The sequence below is a fragment of the Fodinicurvata sediminis DSM 21159 genome, assembly GCF_000420625.1.
In the GTDB taxonomy this organism is placed as follows: Bacteria; Pseudomonadota; Alphaproteobacteria; order Kiloniellales; family DSM-21159; genus Fodinicurvata; species Fodinicurvata sediminis.
Map to the genome: position 1 here is coordinate 141,298 of NZ_ATVH01000020.1, position 14,837 is coordinate 156,134.

The 14,837-nt window shown below is 66.3% G+C and carries 19 protein-coding genes; 8 read left to right on the forward strand and 11 right to left on the reverse strand.

Going from position 1 to position 14,837, the window contains the following annotated elements:
• Positions 1 to 20: 20 nt before the first annotated feature.
• Complete coding sequence (locus tag G502_RS21750) at positions 21 to 812, reverse strand: XRE family transcriptional regulator (RefSeq protein ID WP_245560795.1); 792 nt, start codon at positions 810 to 812, stop codon at positions 21 to 23.
• Positions 813 to 951: 139 nt separating this feature from the next.
• Between G502_RS21750 and G502_RS0117745 the strand changes: the two genes are divergently transcribed.
• From G502_RS0117745 to G502_RS0117755, 4 genes are all read left to right on the forward strand, one after another.
• The gene (locus G502_RS0117745) at positions 952 to 1,296 is read left to right on the forward strand and encodes a hypothetical protein (protein WP_022730029.1); all 345 of its coding nucleotides are present in this window, start codon (positions 952 to 954) and stop codon (positions 1,294 to 1,296) included.
• Entirely contained in the window at positions 1,293 to 1,859 is a 567-nt protein-coding gene (locus G502_RS0117750; RefSeq protein WP_022730030.1) for a hypothetical protein, read from the forward strand. The genes G502_RS0117745 and G502_RS0117750 overlap by 4 nt, the downstream gene beginning before the upstream one ends.
• A 123-nt stretch (positions 1,860 to 1,982) precedes the next feature.
• A complete protein-coding gene (locus tag G502_RS22155; protein ID WP_081649878.1) occupies positions 1,983 to 2,264 on the forward strand; it encodes a type II toxin-antitoxin system RelE/ParE family toxin in 282 nt (93 codons plus the stop codon).
• A gap of 17 nt (positions 2,265 to 2,281) precedes the next feature.
• Positions 2,282 to 2,578: a HigA family addiction module antitoxin gene (locus tag G502_RS0117755; protein WP_022730031.1), complete on the forward strand. Its 297-nt coding sequence runs from the start codon at positions 2,282 to 2,284 to the stop codon at positions 2,576 to 2,578.
• Between the two features lie 97 nt (positions 2,579 to 2,675).
• Here the strand turns inward: G502_RS0117755 and G502_RS21135 are convergent, their stop codons facing one another.
• A complete protein-coding gene (locus G502_RS21135) occupies positions 2,676 to 3,692 on the reverse strand; it encodes a LysR family transcriptional regulator (RefSeq protein WP_022730032.1) in 1,017 nt (338 codons plus the stop codon).
• A gap of 82 nt (positions 3,693 to 3,774) precedes the next feature.
• Here G502_RS21135 and G502_RS21140 point away from each other — a divergent pair, with 82 nt between their 5' ends.
• Complete coding sequence (locus G502_RS21140) at positions 3,775 to 4,944, forward strand: CaiB/BaiF CoA transferase family protein (RefSeq protein WP_022730033.1); 1,170 nt, start codon at positions 3,775 to 3,777, stop codon at positions 4,942 to 4,944.
• Positions 4,941 to 6,071, forward strand: coding sequence for an acyl-CoA dehydrogenase family protein (locus G502_RS0117770; protein WP_022730034.1), 1,131 nt, complete (start codon positions 4,941 to 4,943; stop codon positions 6,069 to 6,071). The genes G502_RS21140 and G502_RS0117770 overlap by 4 nt, the downstream gene beginning before the upstream one ends.
• Positions 6,072 to 6,138: 67 nt before the next feature.
• Here G502_RS0117770 and G502_RS0117775 read toward each other — a convergent pair whose 3' ends face one another.
• From G502_RS0117775 to G502_RS0117800, 6 genes are all read right to left on the reverse strand, one after another.
• The gene (locus tag G502_RS0117775; protein WP_022730035.1) at positions 6,139 to 6,348 is read right to left on the reverse strand and encodes a hypothetical protein; all 210 of its coding nucleotides are present in this window, start codon (positions 6,346 to 6,348) and stop codon (positions 6,139 to 6,141) included.
• A 58-nt stretch (positions 6,349 to 6,406) separates the two neighbouring features.
• Positions 6,407 to 6,550, reverse strand: a complete 144-nt coding sequence (locus G502_RS22480; RefSeq protein ID WP_022730036.1) for a hypothetical protein — start codon at positions 6,548 to 6,550, stop codon at positions 6,407 to 6,409.
• Between the two features lie 81 nt (positions 6,551 to 6,631).
• Entirely contained in the window at positions 6,632 to 6,895 is a 264-nt protein-coding gene (locus tag G502_RS0117785; protein ID WP_026989644.1) for a hypothetical protein, read from the reverse strand.
• Between the two features lie 343 nt (positions 6,896 to 7,238).
• Complete coding sequence (locus G502_RS21755; RefSeq protein WP_022730037.1) at positions 7,239 to 8,444, reverse strand: Acg family FMN-binding oxidoreductase; 1,206 nt, start codon at positions 8,442 to 8,444, stop codon at positions 7,239 to 7,241.
• Positions 8,441 to 9,145, reverse strand: coding sequence for a TetR/AcrR family transcriptional regulator (locus tag G502_RS21150; RefSeq protein WP_022730038.1), 705 nt, complete (start codon positions 9,143 to 9,145; stop codon positions 8,441 to 8,443). The genes G502_RS21755 and G502_RS21150 overlap by 4 nt, the downstream gene beginning before the upstream one ends.
• An 88-nt stretch (positions 9,146 to 9,233) precedes the next feature.
• A complete protein-coding gene (locus tag G502_RS0117800) occupies positions 9,234 to 10,379 on the reverse strand; it encodes a M20/M25/M40 family metallo-hydrolase (protein ID WP_022730039.1) in 1,146 nt (381 codons plus the stop codon).
• A gap of 147 nt (positions 10,380 to 10,526) precedes the next feature.
• Here G502_RS0117800 and G502_RS0117805 point away from each other — a divergent pair, with 147 nt between their 5' ends.
• Positions 10,527 to 11,687, forward strand: coding sequence for an acetyl-CoA acetyltransferase (locus G502_RS0117805; protein WP_022730040.1), 1,161 nt, complete (start codon positions 10,527 to 10,529; stop codon positions 11,685 to 11,687).
• A complete protein-coding gene (locus G502_RS0117810) occupies positions 11,684 to 13,222 on the forward strand; it encodes a class I adenylate-forming enzyme family protein (RefSeq protein WP_022730041.1) in 1,539 nt (512 codons plus the stop codon). The genes G502_RS0117805 and G502_RS0117810 overlap by 4 nt, the downstream gene beginning before the upstream one ends.
• Before the next feature lie 25 nt (positions 13,223 to 13,247).
• Here the strand turns inward: G502_RS0117810 and G502_RS0117815 are convergent, their stop codons facing one another.
• The 3 genes from G502_RS0117815 to G502_RS0117825 all read right to left on the reverse strand — a co-directional run bounded on the left by G502_RS0117815 (position 13,248) and on the right by G502_RS0117825 (position 14,699).
• Positions 13,248 to 13,541 carry a helix-turn-helix domain-containing protein gene (locus tag G502_RS0117815; protein WP_022730042.1) on the reverse strand — a complete coding sequence of 98 codons (294 nt, stop codon included), beginning with the start codon at positions 13,539 to 13,541 and terminating at the stop codon, positions 13,248 to 13,250.
• Between the two features lie 99 nt (positions 13,542 to 13,640).
• Positions 13,641 to 14,279 (reverse strand): DUF6088 family protein, encoded by a 639-nt coding sequence (locus G502_RS0117820; protein WP_022730043.1) that lies wholly within the window; start codon positions 14,277 to 14,279, stop codon positions 13,641 to 13,643.
• Between the two features lie 126 nt (positions 14,280 to 14,405).
• A complete protein-coding gene (locus G502_RS0117825; protein WP_022730044.1) occupies positions 14,406 to 14,699 on the reverse strand; it encodes a helix-turn-helix domain-containing protein in 294 nt (97 codons plus the stop codon).
• Between the last annotated feature and the right edge of the window lie 138 nt (positions 14,700 to 14,837).

Sequence of the window (14,837 nt, forward strand, 5' to 3'; positions counted from 1 at the left end):
CGCCTGTCAACAGGCACGGCTCAGTCGTAGTAAACGCCCACCACCAGGTGCAGGCCGGCCACGCGCTGGCGGGGCAGGGCGAAGTCGCGGGCGGGGTTCAGCTGGCGCAGGATGACCTGTCCCGCGTCCAGGCGCACGAGCTGCTTGATCCAGGCGCTGTGTTCATCGTCGCCCTGCAGGTTCAAGGTCTCGTCGGGCGGTAGAGCGGCGTCCGCCTCGGCCGGCAGGCTGTCGCGCGAGATCACCAGCACGTCCTTGCCCGGACGCACCGGTCGCTGCGGATGGATCAGTAGCAGGTCCCCCTGGCGGTAGCGCGGCTCCATGGAATCGTTCACCACGTACATGGCGAAGGCGTCCGGCACGCCGGCCAACGGCGCTGGGCGCTCGATCCACTCGATGGGGTCGTAGGAGACCATCATGCCGTCGGGCCCCGCCTGGGCGCTGGCAAAGACCGGCAGGTCGCGCGCGCCCAGCGGCGCCGGCCGTGGCGGGCCGGCCACGTTTGGGTCTGGTTGTGGAGGGTCTGGCTGTGGCGGAACGGGTGCCGGTTCGGTTGCCTCATCCTGTGTCCCCGCCGCCAGGCCGGGCGGCAGTTGCCCGGCGGCCAGGGCGCCGGGCTCCATGTCCATGACCTGGGCCAGCTGCAGTAGGTAACGCGGCGCGCGCGTCTGTCCGGCCTCCAACTGGGCCAGGGCCTGCTGCGTCACGCCCAGGCGCGCGGCCAGCTGCGGCTGCGACAGGCCGGCAGCCTGGCGCCAGCGGCGCACGATCTCGCCCAGGCGGTGCGGTCGTATCTCGCCCGTCTCGTCCATGATGGCCAAGCATAGGATCCTTTCCACAAGTTATCAACAAGAAAAATTGTTGCATACAGAACAGGCTTGCCTGTATAAAGAACATAACAGGAACATACATCCTAGCGACAAGGACAGCCCAAGGGAAGGAGCTTTCAGGATGCGGAACGGGCAGCCGGGGAATCGGGACGCGGGACAGCAGGAGGTGGAGCGCCGGCAAAGGGACTGGCAGAAGGAACTGGAGGCCCTGGCCGGACGTCTGTCCAGCCGGGTGGCCTGGGGACGCATGAGCACGGCGGCCACGCGCCGAGCTCTGGGGTTGCCGCCGCCAGCCTGTCGCGAACGCCGCGAGCACGAGGCGGGCCGCCTGGACCGGGCGGCGGGCTGCCGCCGGCCGCGGCAGGCCACGCTTGCCTATCGCAGCGGCTTCCGTTCGCCCCGCCTGCCCGGCACCACTGCCCGCGCGGCGGCGCGCCTGAAACAGACAGGGGAGGAGCGTCGATGACGCGCGCGCAGGCACGCCGCCGCCTGGCCCTGCAACGGGCGACGGCTGAACACTCGACCCCAGCCGCCTGGCAGGAGCGCCAAGCGCCGACCACCGCCGTGGAGCTGCGCCTGGGCCAGCGCCTGGAGCGGCAGGACGATGGATCCCTGGCCGTGGTGACCCTGACCCAGGCTCGCACGCGCCGCCGTCGCCTGGACGCGCGGCTGTGGGACAGTTTCACCGCCGAGGAGCAGGCGGCCGCCGAGTGCATCTGGTACGCCTTTTCCGCCATCGCGCGTGGCATGGGCCTGGCCTCCTGCGCGCTGGCGCGCGAGCGGGTGGATGGCACCCCGGCTGACGGCGAGGGCGCGCGGCGCCTGGTGGACCTCTATTTCCGCTGGGCGCGCTGGTGCACCGCCGAGGGTGTGGAGCATGCCACCATCATGGATGTGCTGGGCTATGGCCTGGGCTGTGCCGAAACCGACCGCAAGCGCCGCCGACGCAAGGGCCACAGCCGCGCCCAGATTGCCGCCGGCCTGGCCCTCTACTGCCGCCTGCGCGGCTGGCCGGTACGGCGGGGGTGAAGGGGTAGGCGGGGTTGAGAGCTCAGGATTCAGGGGGGCGCGAGAATATGTATCGTTCCATGATACATTTATGTTGACATCAGGAATGTATCACGCAATGATACAGAAAGATGGGAAGCCTGCATGATCCTCTCTTTCCGAGATAAAAAGACCGAGACTGTGGCACGCGGAAAAGTGCCGAAAGGGTTTCCCTCGGATTTGCTGCGACCAGCCATTCGTAAACTGACAATGCTTGAACATGCATTGTCCTTGAATGACCTTCGCTCCCCGCCAGGTAACAGGCTGGAAGCTTTGGTTGGTAGCCGAAAGGGGCAGCATTCAATCCGCATCAATGAGCAATGGCGGATATGTTTTATATGGACAGACGCCGGCGCAGAAAGTGTCGAGATTGTCGATTATCATTAAGCCGATAGGACCAATTGATGACCAGTATCTTGCCCCCCGTTCATCCCGGTGAAATTCTGCGTGAAGAATATCTGGTTCCCCTGGCGTTGTCCGCCGGCGCCTTGGCGAAGCGGTTGGGCGTGCCGCGCACGCGCATCGAACGCCTGGTCAAACAGGAAACACCGGTTACGCCGGATACGGCCCTTCGTCTCGCACGCTTTTTCCGCACAAGCCCGGAATTCTGGATGAACATGCAGGCCGCCTATGACCTGAAAGTTGAGGCGGAGAAGAAGAAGCAGGAGTTGGCAACTATAGAGTCCTTCGAGGCGGCGTGAAGCCTTTCGCCCTGTGGAACTGCCAGTCAGCCGCGTTCAAGGCGATTCAACCCTTCAAGCGATATTCAATCACAAATCATGTTGCTGCTCTCCGGACTCAGTCAAAGCTGACCGGGCGTGCAGGAGTCTTGTCGCGCACCTTCTCAAGGGTCGCAAATTCTTCATCGTTCAGTTGTGCCGGACGGCCGCTATCTGTCAGAAGCGAGTGAGAGCCTGTCCCTCCCAAAATCTCCCGACTTAGCTCGATAAACGCTTCTGCCGCGGGACTGGGGGGCCAGTTGGTGGTCTGGGCCAGGGCGATGCGACTTGGGGGCAGGAGGTCGGTGAGTGCCAGGCGGTGCAAGCGGCGACCGTCATAGGCCAGGTTGTGCGGCAGGTCGGTGGCCAGCAGGCCAACGCCCAGGCCGTTGGCCACCAGCGATCGCAGCATTTCGATCGAGCTGGTTTCCTGTCCGATGCGCGGGCTGAGTCCCTGCGTCTGGAAGAGCGAAAGGAAATAGCCGCGGCTGTGCGGCAGGTTGATCAGCACCAGTGGATCCTTGGCCAGCTCTGACAGGGACACGGCGTCTCGCCCTGACAGGCGATGGTCGGCGGGCACCAGGGCATGCGGTTGCACATCACGCAGGTGGACCAGTTCGATCTCGCTGGGTAGGCCCACGTCATAGACCAGCGCCAGGTCGATACGCCCGCGGTGTAGGTCCTGCAGCAAACCGCTGAGGTCGTCCTCAACCAGGGTGACACGGGCTCCAGGGTGGCGTTCGGTGAAGGCGCGCACCAGACCGGGTGCATGGAGTGGCCCCAGCGTCGAGAAGACACCCAGTGTCAGCTGGAAAGGTGTCGCATCTGCGTCCTCGGCTGAAAGGGTTTGGCGCGCCTGACGCAATAGCAGGCGCAGTTCCTCAACCTTTCTTCGCCCAAACGATGTTGGCTGCATGCCTTGGCCCGCCAGGCGCAGGAAGAGCGGCGCTCCGAAGTGGGCCTCGATCCGCGACACGGTCAAAGAGATGGAAGGCTGCGAAACGTTGAGCTGCCGTGCTGCCGCTGAAGTCGAACCGCTGTCGGCCACGGCCAGCAGGTATTCGATCTGACGAAAGCTGAAGGGTATAGGTTCCATTAATGACTATTATGACAAACTATTATTTCTTGGCATAGCCCTGTGGTCACTAAGCTGCCCTGATCGAATGAAGGAGCAGCCCATGGAAAAGACATCTCAGCCTCTGCAGGGTGTAAAAGTCCTGGATTTCACGCGGGTCCTTGCTGGGCCCTATGCCACGGCCCTGATGGCTGATCTTGGCGCCGAGGTGATCAAGGTGGAGAGCCCCACCGGCGACGAGTATCGCCAGGTGGGTCCTTTCAAGGGCAGCGAGAGCGCCCTGTTCCAGACGGTGAACCGTGGCAAGCGCTCCATCGTCCTGGATCTGAAGAACCCTGAGGACCTGGAGGTGGCACGGGCCCTGGCCGCCCAGTCCGACGTTCTGGTGGAGAACTTCCGTCCCGGCGTGATGGCCAAGCTGGGCCTGGATGCGCCGACGCTGCAGGCCGATAACCCGGGCCTGGTCTATGCCTCGATTTCCGGTTTCGGGCAGAGTGGGCCCAACGCCACACGCCCGGCCTATGACATTATCGTGCAGGCGATGAGCGGTCTGATGGACCAGACCGGCGAACCCGATGGACCGCCCACAATGATCGGCGAATCCCTGGGCGACGTCTCAGGTGGGTTGTTCGCCGCCTGGGGCATCATGGTGGCCTTGTTCGAGCGTACGCGTACGGGCCGCGGCCGCGTGGTGGACCTGGCCATGTTCGACGCCCTGCTGTCCATGATGCCCACTGCCGGCGCGCGGGTGCTGGTGGGCGGAGAGACGCCACAGCGCACGGGCAACCGTCATGCCCTCTCGGCGCCTTTCGGTGTCTATCCCGCCGGGGGCGGGCACTTTGCCGTGGCGGTCCTGAACGATCCCCTCTTCGCACGTTTCTGCAAGGCATTGGAACGGCCGGACCTGCTGGAGGATCCGCGCCTGGCCGGCGACGAGGCGCGGCGCCGGAACGAGCCTCTGTTGGAGGCCGCCATCATCGCCTGGGCGGAGGAGCTGAGTGCCAGCGAGGCCGTGCAGCGCCTGTGGGATGCCGGCGTTCCGGCATCCGAGATCTACAGTGCGAAGGAGGCCTTCGCCAGTAACCAGGCAAGAGCCCGCGGGTTGGCTGTACGCGCGCAGCACGCAAATCTGGGTGAACTGCAGTTGCCGGAACAGCCTGTGCACTTCTCGGGTGTGGAACGCGGCCAGGTACGGCCAGCGCCAGGTCTGGACGAGCATGGGGCCGAGATCCGCAGGGAACTTGATGACACGAAGAAAGGAGCCCGGGCATGATGGACTGGAGCGAGGAAGAGGTCGCCGTCCTGGACCAGATCGAGCGCTTCGCACGCGAAGTGCTGGCGCCGGCCGCGGCTGCGTTGGACGAGGAGGCGCGCTTTGCGACCTGTCACCTGCCGGCCATGGCGAACCTGGGCCTGATGGGGCTCAACTTGCCGGAGGAGCATGGCGGTCTGGGCCTCTCCGGTCCGGCACTTTATCGTGCGGTGGAGCTGGTGGCCGGAGCTTGCGGTTCCACGGCCTCCCTGCTGACGGCGCATTTCCTGGCCACCGACTCGCTGCAGATCGGCGGAGACCAGGCCTTGAGGGCCCGCTTTTTGCCGGCGGCCTGTAAGGGTGCCCTGGGCGCTTTCGCCCTGACCGAGCCCCAGGCCGGCTCGAACCCCGCCGACATGAGCAGCACAGCCACGGCAGAGCCTGGCGGCTATCGCCTGCGCGGCAGCAAGTGCTTCATCTCCAACGCCGGGGCTGCGGACTTCATCGTGATCTTTGCCAAGACCGACTCCGCGGCCGGGGCTCGGGGCATCAGCGCCTTCGTGGTCGAACCGGCGAAGACGCCGGGCCTGGAGGTCGCCCCGCACGAGAAGACCATGGGCCTGAAGGGCGGGCATGTCTTTGGCCTGTCCCTCGACTGCTTCGTGCCGGAAGAAAATCGCCTGGGTGCGGAGGGAACGGGTTTCCGAACTGCCATGAAGGTGCTGGACAACGGCCGGATCGAAGTCGCGGCCCAGGCCACTGGCATTGCGTGCGCGGCCCAGGATGCGGCCATCGTCTATGCGCGGGAACGACAGGTTGGGGGGCAGCCCATCGCTGATTTTCAGGGTCTGCAGTGGATGCTGGCCGACAACGCCAACGACCTGGCCGCTGCTCGCGCCCTGGGCTTGCAGGCGGCGCGCCTGCGCGGCAGCGGAGAACGCTACTCCAGCGAGTCGGCGCACGCCAAGCTGTTTGCTTCGGAAGCCGCCTGGCGCATCGCTGACCGCGCGCTGCAGATCCATGGTGGCTATGGTTATTGTCGGGATTTCCCCCTGGAACGCTATCTCCGCGACCTGCGAATCTTCCGCATCTATGAAGGCAGTTCGGAGATTCAGCGCAACATCATCGCGCGCGAGCTCTTGCGGTAGGCCTGGGGCATCCGGCTAGGATGGCGCAGGGGCCGCCAGTTTCAGGCGGCCCCAATCCATGCCTAGGTCAGGAGGCGTTGGAGGAAGGCCGGCTGGCCTTGTCCTTGGATTTGCAGTGGCCGAAGACGCGGCAGACCATCCGGGTCAGCGCATTACCGCGGCGGCCGCCGGTCTCTCTCGGGGCGGCAGCGCCGCCTTCGCTTTCCCATTTGCCGACCTCCTCTTTCTCCGGCGGAGAGGTGGAGGAGGTTTTGGATGTGGTCTTTCGGGAGGTCATGGTGGATATCCTTGTTCTTTGTGACCCAGCGCTCCTGTTTGATCAGGCGCGCCGCTGGTCAGCGTGCAGTGGGGGTCTTGCGGCTTGCAGCGGTCGGGTTGGCCTTGTGCTGTCCGCCGAAGGGCGGAGTGGCGGCTGGCGGCACCTTCTGCTGCTTGGGTTTCTTCGCTTCGCGGCTGCTGCGTTTCTGGCCTTTGGCCATGGGGATATCCTTTCATGGAAGCTGCGCGCAGGCCTGGCCCGCGGCGCGGGGTGTGGGATGGGGGCTGTCGGTTGCGGCCGGTCAGTCGCGCGCCTGGTCATGGGCCAGGGCGGCCAGCAGGTCGAGGTAGTCGATCGGTACAGTCTCTCTAGGCTTGCGCCCGGAGCTTGTGGCCGGCAGGTGGATGAAGGTGGCGAGGCGCCGGCGGGCCACCCAGGTCGTGCCCTGGATCTCGTCCTCGTCTTCCTCGATGGTGTAATCGCCCGCCGGCTGGATGCCGTCGAGGCCATTGAGGGAGAAGGGGGCGGAAAAGTGAACGACCGTCTGTTTCGTTTGCGCTGGCATGGTCGAGTCCTTCGCCCGGGCGCACCGCAAACGGCTGCTGTCCGGGCCTGTCTCAAGGGATGCGGGGAAGGAGCGGCGGGTCGTGTCTCTGACATCGCGAGACGCCGGACCTCTGGCCTGCATATCAAATACAAAACTACAGAGTGAATGTGGTTTAATTGAGGCTTTCTGAACCAAGGTCACGGCGGCCGGAATCCCGCTTTCTATGGCTTTCTGCAGCGGGCGAAACAGGAAACTCAGGGCCGAGGCTTACTCCTTCTCTCGAAGCCCGGATGATGCCTCCCCGCAGTCTCTCCGGTCTGTCGCGGGAGGGAAGAGGCGACAGGCAAGGGACTGCCAACGCTCAACTCATGATGACCTGCTCCGGGGCTCGGCGGGGGCTCAGGCGAGCGGTGCTCTCGGCCTGGCCCAGGCGGAACAGGAAGGTCGGCCGCCAGGCGGAGGTCCCGGTGATCTCCGCCAGCCTTTCGGCGGTGCGGGGCGGTAGGTCCAGCTGCGCCTCGCGGTCCACCATCTCGGCCGGTTGGTTGAGCGGTTGCGCGGCCAGCTCGCGCGCCGTCGCCCAGAGATGCAGCCGCTGCCACAAGCGGCCTGCGTCCAGGGCGGTGGGCCGGTCGTAGAGATCGCGGACGGCGATCATGCCGAGCAGGGGCGCGGTGGCGACATGGACATCGCGCGTGCCCTCGAGCCACTGCCGGTCGGCCTCTTCGTCGGATGGCGCCGGCAGGATCTTGGCGGCGGCGTTGAGCAGCGGTGGCAGGCCCACGGTATCCAGGGTCACACCGTCCCGCCGTTCCTGGACGGCTTTCCAGTCGAAGCGGAACCAGGCGGCGCTGTCTCGCGCCATCTGCCGATCGGCGATGATGGCCTCGGTGCTGGAGACAATCAGCCTGCCGAGCGCCTCCATCCGGTCCCCGGGCGCGAACAGGAAAAGGCGCAGCGGGCCGCTGTCGGGGGCGAAGGCCTGCAGCTCCCGCTTCAGGTCCGCCGGCAGCGGCTGGCCGTCATAGGCGCCGCGGTGGGTATGGCGCGCGGGGATCGTGCGGTACAGCTCGCTCTCCCGCGGCTCGCCCGGCGTCAGGCGTATCCGGGCGGCCGGTGCTTTGCCTCCTTCGGAATCCAGCGTCATCCGCCCGGGGGGTGCCGCCACCTCGGCCTGCAGGCCCTGGGCCGCGGCGGCCTGGAGCATGTTCTCGAGCGCGCAGCCGAGGGAGAGCGTCTGTTCCCGGCGAAAGGGATCGAAGCTGCCCAGGTGGCGTTCGGGGTCGGCATGCAGCGCGATGGCCCCATCCTCGATGTGGAAGCGCCAGGGCTGGGTGTTGTGGGCGTTGGAGGCCAGGATGCCGGCGTGGACGAGGGCTTGCGGCTCCCGGGGTGTGGCCTCCGCGGCCGCTGCCCGCCAGGAATGCCAGGGTTCATAGGCCGCTCCTTGGCCGACGGAGAAGACACCGTTGGTCCAGCTGCGCCAGGCGAGGCCGCCGGCGCCGCCCGCGGCCAGACCGCCCAAGGTGCCGGCCAGAACCTGACGACGAGTAAAGGCGTGGCTCATGATCTGTCCTCCCTTTGGCGTGCGCGTTGCTCCGTTTCCTCCCAGTCGGGACTCGGCAATTCGGTGGGAGTGGGCAGCTCGGCGGTGGCGAGCATCCGCGCGGCGCTGTCGCAGAGCGTGGCCCAGCCGGCGTCCGAGTGCAGATTGAGGCCGTTGAAGTGGCCCAGTCGGCGGCCCCGGGCGGCCAGGTAGTTGGCGGCCGCGCCGAGCAGGGCGAACATGGGCCCGACCTGGCGCATCAGCTCTGGGGCGGGCACCTCGAAGCGCGCCGCCAGGCTGCGCATCAGCGCCAAGCTGCGCTCCTCGCGCACGCTTTCGAGCGCGATGGTCAATTCGTTGCGTTCGGCCGTTTCCCAGGCCAGTACCTCAAGTGTCACCGGATGGTGACGAAGGAAGGTGACGTGGCGTTCGAAGATGCGGGCAAGCGCGTTCGGCAAGGCTTCGGCCTCGCCGGGCCGGGGCAGCGGCTCGGTCAGCAGGCTATCGACCTGCCACCAGAAGTCACCCTCTTCGGCATAGGCGGCCAGAAGACCGGGTAGCCCCTCGAAATAGCGATAGATAAGCACCTTGTCGACACCGGCCCGCCGGGCCAGTGCATTGACGCCCAGCGCGCCGAAGCCGTCCTCAAGGATGACCGAGTCCACGGCCTGGAGCAGTCGGACCTTGGTGGTCTCCGCATCGCGTTGGGGTGCTGTGTTCATGCCGGAAGTTCTTATGTCACCTTATAGTGACATAACCGTAAGTCACCAGATGGTGACACGTCAAGCATGAGTAAGGTGCACCCGCCCCCTACGCCAACCGTTCCAGGAGGCCGGCGAGGACGCGGCAGCGGGGCTCCAGGGAGCTGACCAGCAGGTGTTCCTCGTGGGTGTGCGGGCCGCCGCCGCAGACGCCCAGGCCGTCCAGGGTGGGGATTTCCAGGGCGCCGGTGAAGTTGCCGTCGCTGCCGCCGCCGAACTGCCCGTGCTCCAGGATCAGCCCCTGTTCGGCGGCAATCGCGCGCGCCGTTTCATAGAGGTTGAGGGTGCCCGCGTGCGGCTTGAACAGCGGGCGCACCGGGCCTTCCTCGACCTCGATGTGGCGGTCTTTGCTCTGCTCGGCCAGGCCCAGGACGCGGGCGCGTACCTCCTCCATGTCGGCCTCGGTGGGGGCGACGCAGAGCAGCTGGGCCGTGCACTCGATGGGCATGACGTTGGCGAAGGTGCCGCCATGGATGACGCCCACGGAGTAGGTCACGCCGCGATCGAAGTCGGACCAGGACTCCACCTGCTGGATCACCCGGGCCATCTGGCTGATGGCGCTGCGCCCGGCGCGGTTGTCGGCGCCGGCGTGGGCCGGCCGGCCGTGACAGCGCAGCAGGAAGCGCAGGAAGGCATGGCGGCCGGTCACCAGCTTGCCTTCGCGCGAGGGCTCGGGCACCAGGACGTGGCGGTGTCGCTGCGCCTCGGCCTCGATCAGCGGGCGCGAGCTGGGCGTGCCCACCTCTTCGTCGGGAATGACCATGACGGTGACAGGCAGCTTCGGGCGCCCGCCGTCGCGCAGCACCTGGCGCAGGGCGTGGACGGCCAGGTAGAGGCCGCCCTTCATGTCGAAGATGCCGGGGCCATAGACCCGGTCGCCCGCGCGCCGGATGGGCAGGGGGCCGTCCAGCGTGCCCTCGGGATGCACCGTGTCCACATGCCCCAGGATCAGGATGCCCGGCCCCTCGTGCTGGCCCGGAAAGCGCGCCAGCAGCACGTCGCCAAAGCCCTGGTCCTGGTCGACGCGCTCGATGGCGCCGCCCAGGGCGCGCAACTCGTTCTCCACCTTGTCGACCATGCGATTGACGGCGTCGCGGTCGTAGCTGGGGCTTTCGATGGCCACCCACTCCAGCAGGCCGTCCAGGATGCTCTCGGGATTGAAGGCGTTCGACAGGGGGGCAGGGGATTGGGTCATCTGCGGCTCGGTCTTCCGTTTGTTGTCAGGCTGCTGCGGATTATGCGGCTCCAGGCGCGCTCTGCAATCCCGGGCTGACCGATCCGGTTGCGATTTGCTGGCCAAGACGTGAGAGTAAGGATCAGAAAAAGGCAAGGAGGCTCGGCCATGAAACCTGCAATCGTCGGCTGGGGGCACACCCCCTTTGGCGCCCACAAGGACCAGGACCTGGAAGACCTGATCCGCAGTGCCGCGCGGGAGGCCCTGGAGAGCGCGGGGGTTTCGGGTGCGGACGTGGACGGCATCTGGCTGGGGCACTTCAACGCCGGCATGGTGGACGAGGCCTTCCCCGCCTCGCTGGTGCTGGCGGCCGACGAGGGCCTGCGCTTCACGCCGGCCACACGCTGCGAGAACGCCTGTGCCTCTGGCTCGGCGGCCATCTACTCCGCGCTCAACGCCATCCAGAGCGGCGTGGCGCGGATCGCCCTGGTGGTCGGCGTCGAGAAGATGACGCACCTGGACACGCCGGGCGTGACCCAGGCCCTGGCCCGCGCCTCGTACCAGCGGGAGGAAGCGGGCCAGAGCTTCCCGCAGATCTTCGCCAACCTGGCCCGGCAGTACGCCCAGCGCTTCGGCGATCCCTCCGAGGCCCTGGCGCGGATCGCGGTCAAGAACCACGCCAACGCCCTGTCCAATCCCCTGGCCCAACTGCAGAAGGAGCTGAGCTTCGAGTTCTGCAATAGGGTCTCCGAGAAGAACCCCATGATCGCCGAACCCCTGCGCATGACGGACTGCTCGCTGATTTCCGATGGCGCGGCGGCCCTGGTGATCGCGCAGCCGGAGGTGGCGGCGGATTTCAAGCGCGCGATCGCCTTCCGCGCCACGGCCCAGGTCAGCGATTTCCTGCCCATGTCCCGGCGCGAGATGACCGAGCTGCCGGGGCCGCGCCGCGCCTTCCAGAGCGCCTTCGACAGGGCCGGCATCCAGGTGCACGACCTGGACTTCGCCGAGGTCCACGACTGCTTCACCATCGCCGAGCTGATGATCTATGAGGCCATGGGCCTGGCCGAACCGGGCCAGGGCGCGCGCCTGCTGGAGGAGGGCCAGGTCCTGAAGGGCGGCCGGCTGCCGGTCAACCTGTCGGGCGGGCTGAAGGCCAAGGGCCATCCCGTGGGCGCCACGGGCGTCTCCATGCATGTCCTGGCGGCGCGTCAGCTGGCCGGCGCCGCCGGCGAGATGCAGGTGCCGGGCGCCGAGCTGGGCGCCGTCTTCAACATGGGCGGCAGCGGGGTTGCCAACTACTGCTCGGTGCTGGAGGCGCGTCGATGAACCCTGCGGAGTGGCTGGCCCGCACGGCGCGCGCCCATCCCCGGGCGCCGGCCCTGTTCCACGGCGCGCGGCAGATTGCCGACTATGGCGCCTTCGCGCGGCAGAGCGCGGCCCTGGGCGCGGCGCTGCAGGCGCGCGGCATCGGCCCCGGCGACCGGGTGGCCGTGGTGCTGCCGAACTGTCCGGACTATCTGCCGATTCTCTATGGCATCTGGTACGCCGGGGCGACGGCGGTGCCCATAAATGCCAAGCTGCACGCCAAGGAGGTGGACTGGATCCTGGACAATGCCGGGGCCAGGCTGGTTTTCCTGTCCTCTGCCGGCGCGTTCCGCGCGGCGGGCGGCCTGACTGGCGCGCTGGAGGTGATCGAGGTGAGCGCCGCGGGCTTTGCGGCGCTCTACGATACGCCGCCGATGGACTGGCCCGTGCCCCTGCCGCCCGAGCAGACCGCCTGGATCTTCTATACCTCCGGCACCACGGGGCGGCCCAAGGGGGCGATGCTGACTGGCGGCAACCTGATGGCCATGTCGCTCAGCTATCAGCTGGACGTGGATGCGGTTCAGCCCGAGGACGCGATCGTCTATGCCACGCCCATGTCGCACGGCGCCGGTCTCTACAACTTCGTCCATGTGCTGCGCGGCGCGCGCCATGTCATTCCGGAAAGCGGCGGTTTCGATGCGGCCGAGGTCCTGGACCTGGCGCCGCGCATCGGCAACATCTCCATGTTTGCGGCCCCCACCGTGGTCAAGCGCCTGACCGAGGAGGCCCAGCGTCGGGGTGTAGACGGAGAAGGGATCAAGACCATCATCTATGGCGGCGGGCCCATGTACGTCGCCGATATTCAGCAGGCGCTGCAGGTCTTCGGGCCCCTTTTCGTGCAGATCTATGGCCAGGGCGAAAGCCCCATGTGCATCACGGCCCTGTCGCGCAGCGAAGTGGCCGACAGCGCCCATCCCGACTGGACGCGGCGCCTGGCCTCGGTTGGCCGGGCGCAGAGCGTGGTGGAGGTGCGCGTCGTGGACGACCAGGGGCGTGACCGGCCCGCCGGCGAAGTGGGCGAGGTGGTGGTGCGCGGCGCCTCGGTCATGCAGGGCTATCTGGACAATCCCGAGGCCAACGCCAAGTCCCTGCGCGACGGCTGGCTGTGGACCGGCGACCTGGGGCAGCTGGACGAACAGGGCTATCTGACCCTGCACGACCGCGCCAAGGACCTGGTGATCTCGGGCGGGACCAACATCTATCCGCGCGAGGTGGAAGAGGCCCTGCTGACCCACGCAGCGGTGCGGGAAGTGGCCGTGGTGGGCGCGCCCGACCCCGAGTGGGGCGAGATCGTCGTGGCCTTCGTCGTGGCCGCCGACGGCGCCTGGCCCGAGCCGTCCGCCCTGGACGCCGCCTGCAGCGCGGAGATCGCGCGTTTCAAGAAGCCCAAGAAGTACGTCTTTGTGGAAGAGCTGCCCAAGAACAACTACGGCAAGGTCCTGAAGACCGAACTGCGCGCGCAGCTTCAGGGCGCAGAAGAGAAGCAGGATGCCTGAGGCGTGGGCTTGAAAGGTTGATCGCCTACGCCGTCTCCAGCGTCCGCGGTTTGATCTGCAGATCGATATCCAGGTCGGCGGCCGTGGCCATGTTGACGAGGGAGTCCAGCCCAAACTGTTCGATTTTCCCGCGCATGAGATCGGATACACGGGGCTGGGTCACGCCCAGCAACCTGGCGGCCTGGGACTGGGTGAGGCCAGTGCGGACAATATGATCCTTAATGGCCATCATCAGCGCCGATCGCAGCTTCATGTTCGCGGCCTGCTCCAGAGTGTCTTCGATGGCATCCCACACAGATGTGAAACGTTCGCTGTTCATTTGTATACCTTTTCGAGGAGATAGGCTGGTTGGCTCGAATGAGCGGCAGCGGTCTCCAGTGCTTTGCCCTGATCCTCGGCAGAGAGCTCGAAGATCGCCTTACCTATTGGCCCCGGTTTCATTTGCGGCGGCTTCACTCACGGCCTTGGCCATCCAGGTGGGCAGCAGGGGGCGTGCCGACGTCAGGGCCTGCCACTCGGTTTCGGGCAGGGTTTTACGGAGCTTCGCGAAAGCCTGTCGCGCATGCCGTTCGCCCAGCCACGCGACCGCCCGAATGGCATCGCCGGCCGGCCGGCTTTTCAAGGCCATCTGCCAGTGCGGCACATGTCGGATCTCCAACGTCTGGGCACCGAGGCTCAGGCGCTTTCCGCGCCCCGATGTGACGAAGCATTGCTGAACGGGGACCTGGCTGGTCAGGCCAAGGGCATTCGCAGCGGCCGCGCCATGCGCGGCGATGCTTTCGCCGCCTGTGGCGGCCAGGGCCTCGATGACCCTTTTGGCGGAGGGCGGGCGGGCTCCGAAGCGGCTTTTGACAGGGACGACATAGGCGCCGCGGGCAATGCGCATCAAATGCCCGCTCCGAACTAGACGCGAGAGTGCCTGGTCCACTGCCGCCCGGCTGCCCAGGTGCAGCATGCCCCTGGCCGTGATGACGGTGCCCTCAGGTTGTTTCCTGGCTTCGTTCAGTATGTTTTCGGCTATCGATATCATGGTCGTTTCTACAGTTGTCAGAAACATATTAAATTTTCTGACAACATACAAGCAGCTGGACGATTGCGCGCTGATCGTGGCGCGCTTCATCGCGTGTCAGCGCCCTGTCCAGACCGTGTGCAAAGCAAATGAGTGAGGCAACTGGCCGGTGGCTTACGCCGTCTCCAGCGTCCGCGGTTTGATCTGCAAATCGATCTCCAGGTCGGCGGCCGTGGCCATGTTGACGAGGGACTCCAGCCCGAACGGCTCGCTCTTCCCGCGCATGAGGTCCGACACACGTGATTGGGTCACGCCCAGCAGCCTGGCGGCCTGGGATTGGGTGAGGTCCGCGCGGACAATGTGATCCTTGATTGCCATCATCAGCGTCGATCGCAGCTTCATGTTTGCGGCCTGCTCCGGGGTATCCTCGATGGCATCCCACACAGACGTGAAGTGTTCGCTGTTCATCTCTATACCTTACTATGGAGCTAGACAGACTGGGCTGATTATTCCTTGCTATCCAACTTGGCAGGTTCTGGCGAGCTGCCTTTGTCCACTGCTGACCATGGCTTCGCGCAAGATGCTATCGACTGTCGTGCCTGATAG

What these genes read in the sequence shown, in the direction of transcription:
- G502_RS22155 (WP_081649878.1), top strand. Translation starts at nt 1,983, where the DNA reads ATGATCCTCTCTTTCCGAGATAAAAAGACCGAGACTGTGGCACGCGGA.
- G502_RS0117825 (WP_022730044.1), bottom strand. Translation starts at nt 14,699, where the DNA reads ATGAACAGCGAACACTTCACGTCTGTGTGGGATGCCATCGAGGATACC.
- G502_RS21150 (WP_022730038.1), bottom strand. Translation starts at nt 9,145, where the DNA reads ATGAACACAGCACCCCAACGCGATGCGGAGACCACCAAGGTCCGACTG.
- G502_RS21755 (WP_022730037.1), bottom strand. Translation starts at nt 8,444, where the DNA reads ATGAGCCACGCCTTTACTCGTCGTCAGGTTCTGGCCGGCACCTTGGGC.
- G502_RS0117775 (WP_022730035.1), bottom strand. Translation starts at nt 6,348, where the DNA reads ATGACCTCCCGAAAGACCACATCCAAAACCTCCTCCACCTCTCCGCCG.
- G502_RS22480 (WP_022730036.1), bottom strand. Translation starts at nt 6,550, where the DNA reads ATGGCCAAAGGCCAGAAACGCAGCAGCCGCGAAGCGAAGAAACCCAAG.
- G502_RS0117755 (WP_022730031.1), top strand. Translation starts at nt 2,282, where the DNA reads ATGACCAGTATCTTGCCCCCCGTTCATCCCGGTGAAATTCTGCGTGAA.
- G502_RS0117745 (WP_022730029.1), top strand. Translation starts at nt 952, where the DNA reads ATGCGGAACGGGCAGCCGGGGAATCGGGACGCGGGACAGCAGGAGGTG.
- G502_RS0117770 (WP_022730034.1), top strand. Translation starts at nt 4,941, where the DNA reads ATGATGGACTGGAGCGAGGAAGAGGTCGCCGTCCTGGACCAGATCGAG.
- G502_RS21750 (WP_245560795.1), bottom strand. Translation starts at nt 812, where the DNA reads ATGGACGAGACGGGCGAGATACGACCGCACCGCCTGGGCGAGATCGTG.
- G502_RS0117805 (WP_022730040.1), top strand. Translation starts at nt 10,527, where the DNA reads ATGAAACCTGCAATCGTCGGCTGGGGGCACACCCCCTTTGGCGCCCAC.
- G502_RS21135 (WP_022730032.1), bottom strand. Translation starts at nt 3,692, where the DNA reads ATGGAACCTATACCCTTCAGCTTTCGTCAGATCGAATACCTGCTGGCC.
- G502_RS0117800 (WP_022730039.1), bottom strand. Translation starts at nt 10,379, where the DNA reads ATGACCCAATCCCCTGCCCCCCTGTCGAACGCCTTCAATCCCGAGAGC.
- G502_RS0117750 (WP_022730030.1), top strand. Translation starts at nt 1,293, where the DNA reads ATGACGCGCGCGCAGGCACGCCGCCGCCTGGCCCTGCAACGGGCGACG.
- G502_RS21140 (WP_022730033.1), top strand. Translation starts at nt 3,775, where the DNA reads ATGGAAAAGACATCTCAGCCTCTGCAGGGTGTAAAAGTCCTGGATTTC.
- G502_RS0117815 (WP_022730042.1), bottom strand. Translation starts at nt 13,541, where the DNA reads ATGAACAGCGAACGTTTCACATCTGTGTGGGATGCCATCGAAGACACT.
- G502_RS0117785 (WP_026989644.1), bottom strand. Translation starts at nt 6,895, where the DNA reads ATGCCAGCGCAAACGAAACAGACGGTCGTTCACTTTTCCGCCCCCTTC.
- G502_RS0117810 (WP_022730041.1), top strand. Translation starts at nt 11,684, where the DNA reads ATGAACCCTGCGGAGTGGCTGGCCCGCACGGCGCGCGCCCATCCCCGG.
- G502_RS0117820 (WP_022730043.1), bottom strand. Translation starts at nt 14,279, where the DNA reads ATGTTTCTGACAACTGTAGAAACGACCATGATATCGATAGCCGAAAAC.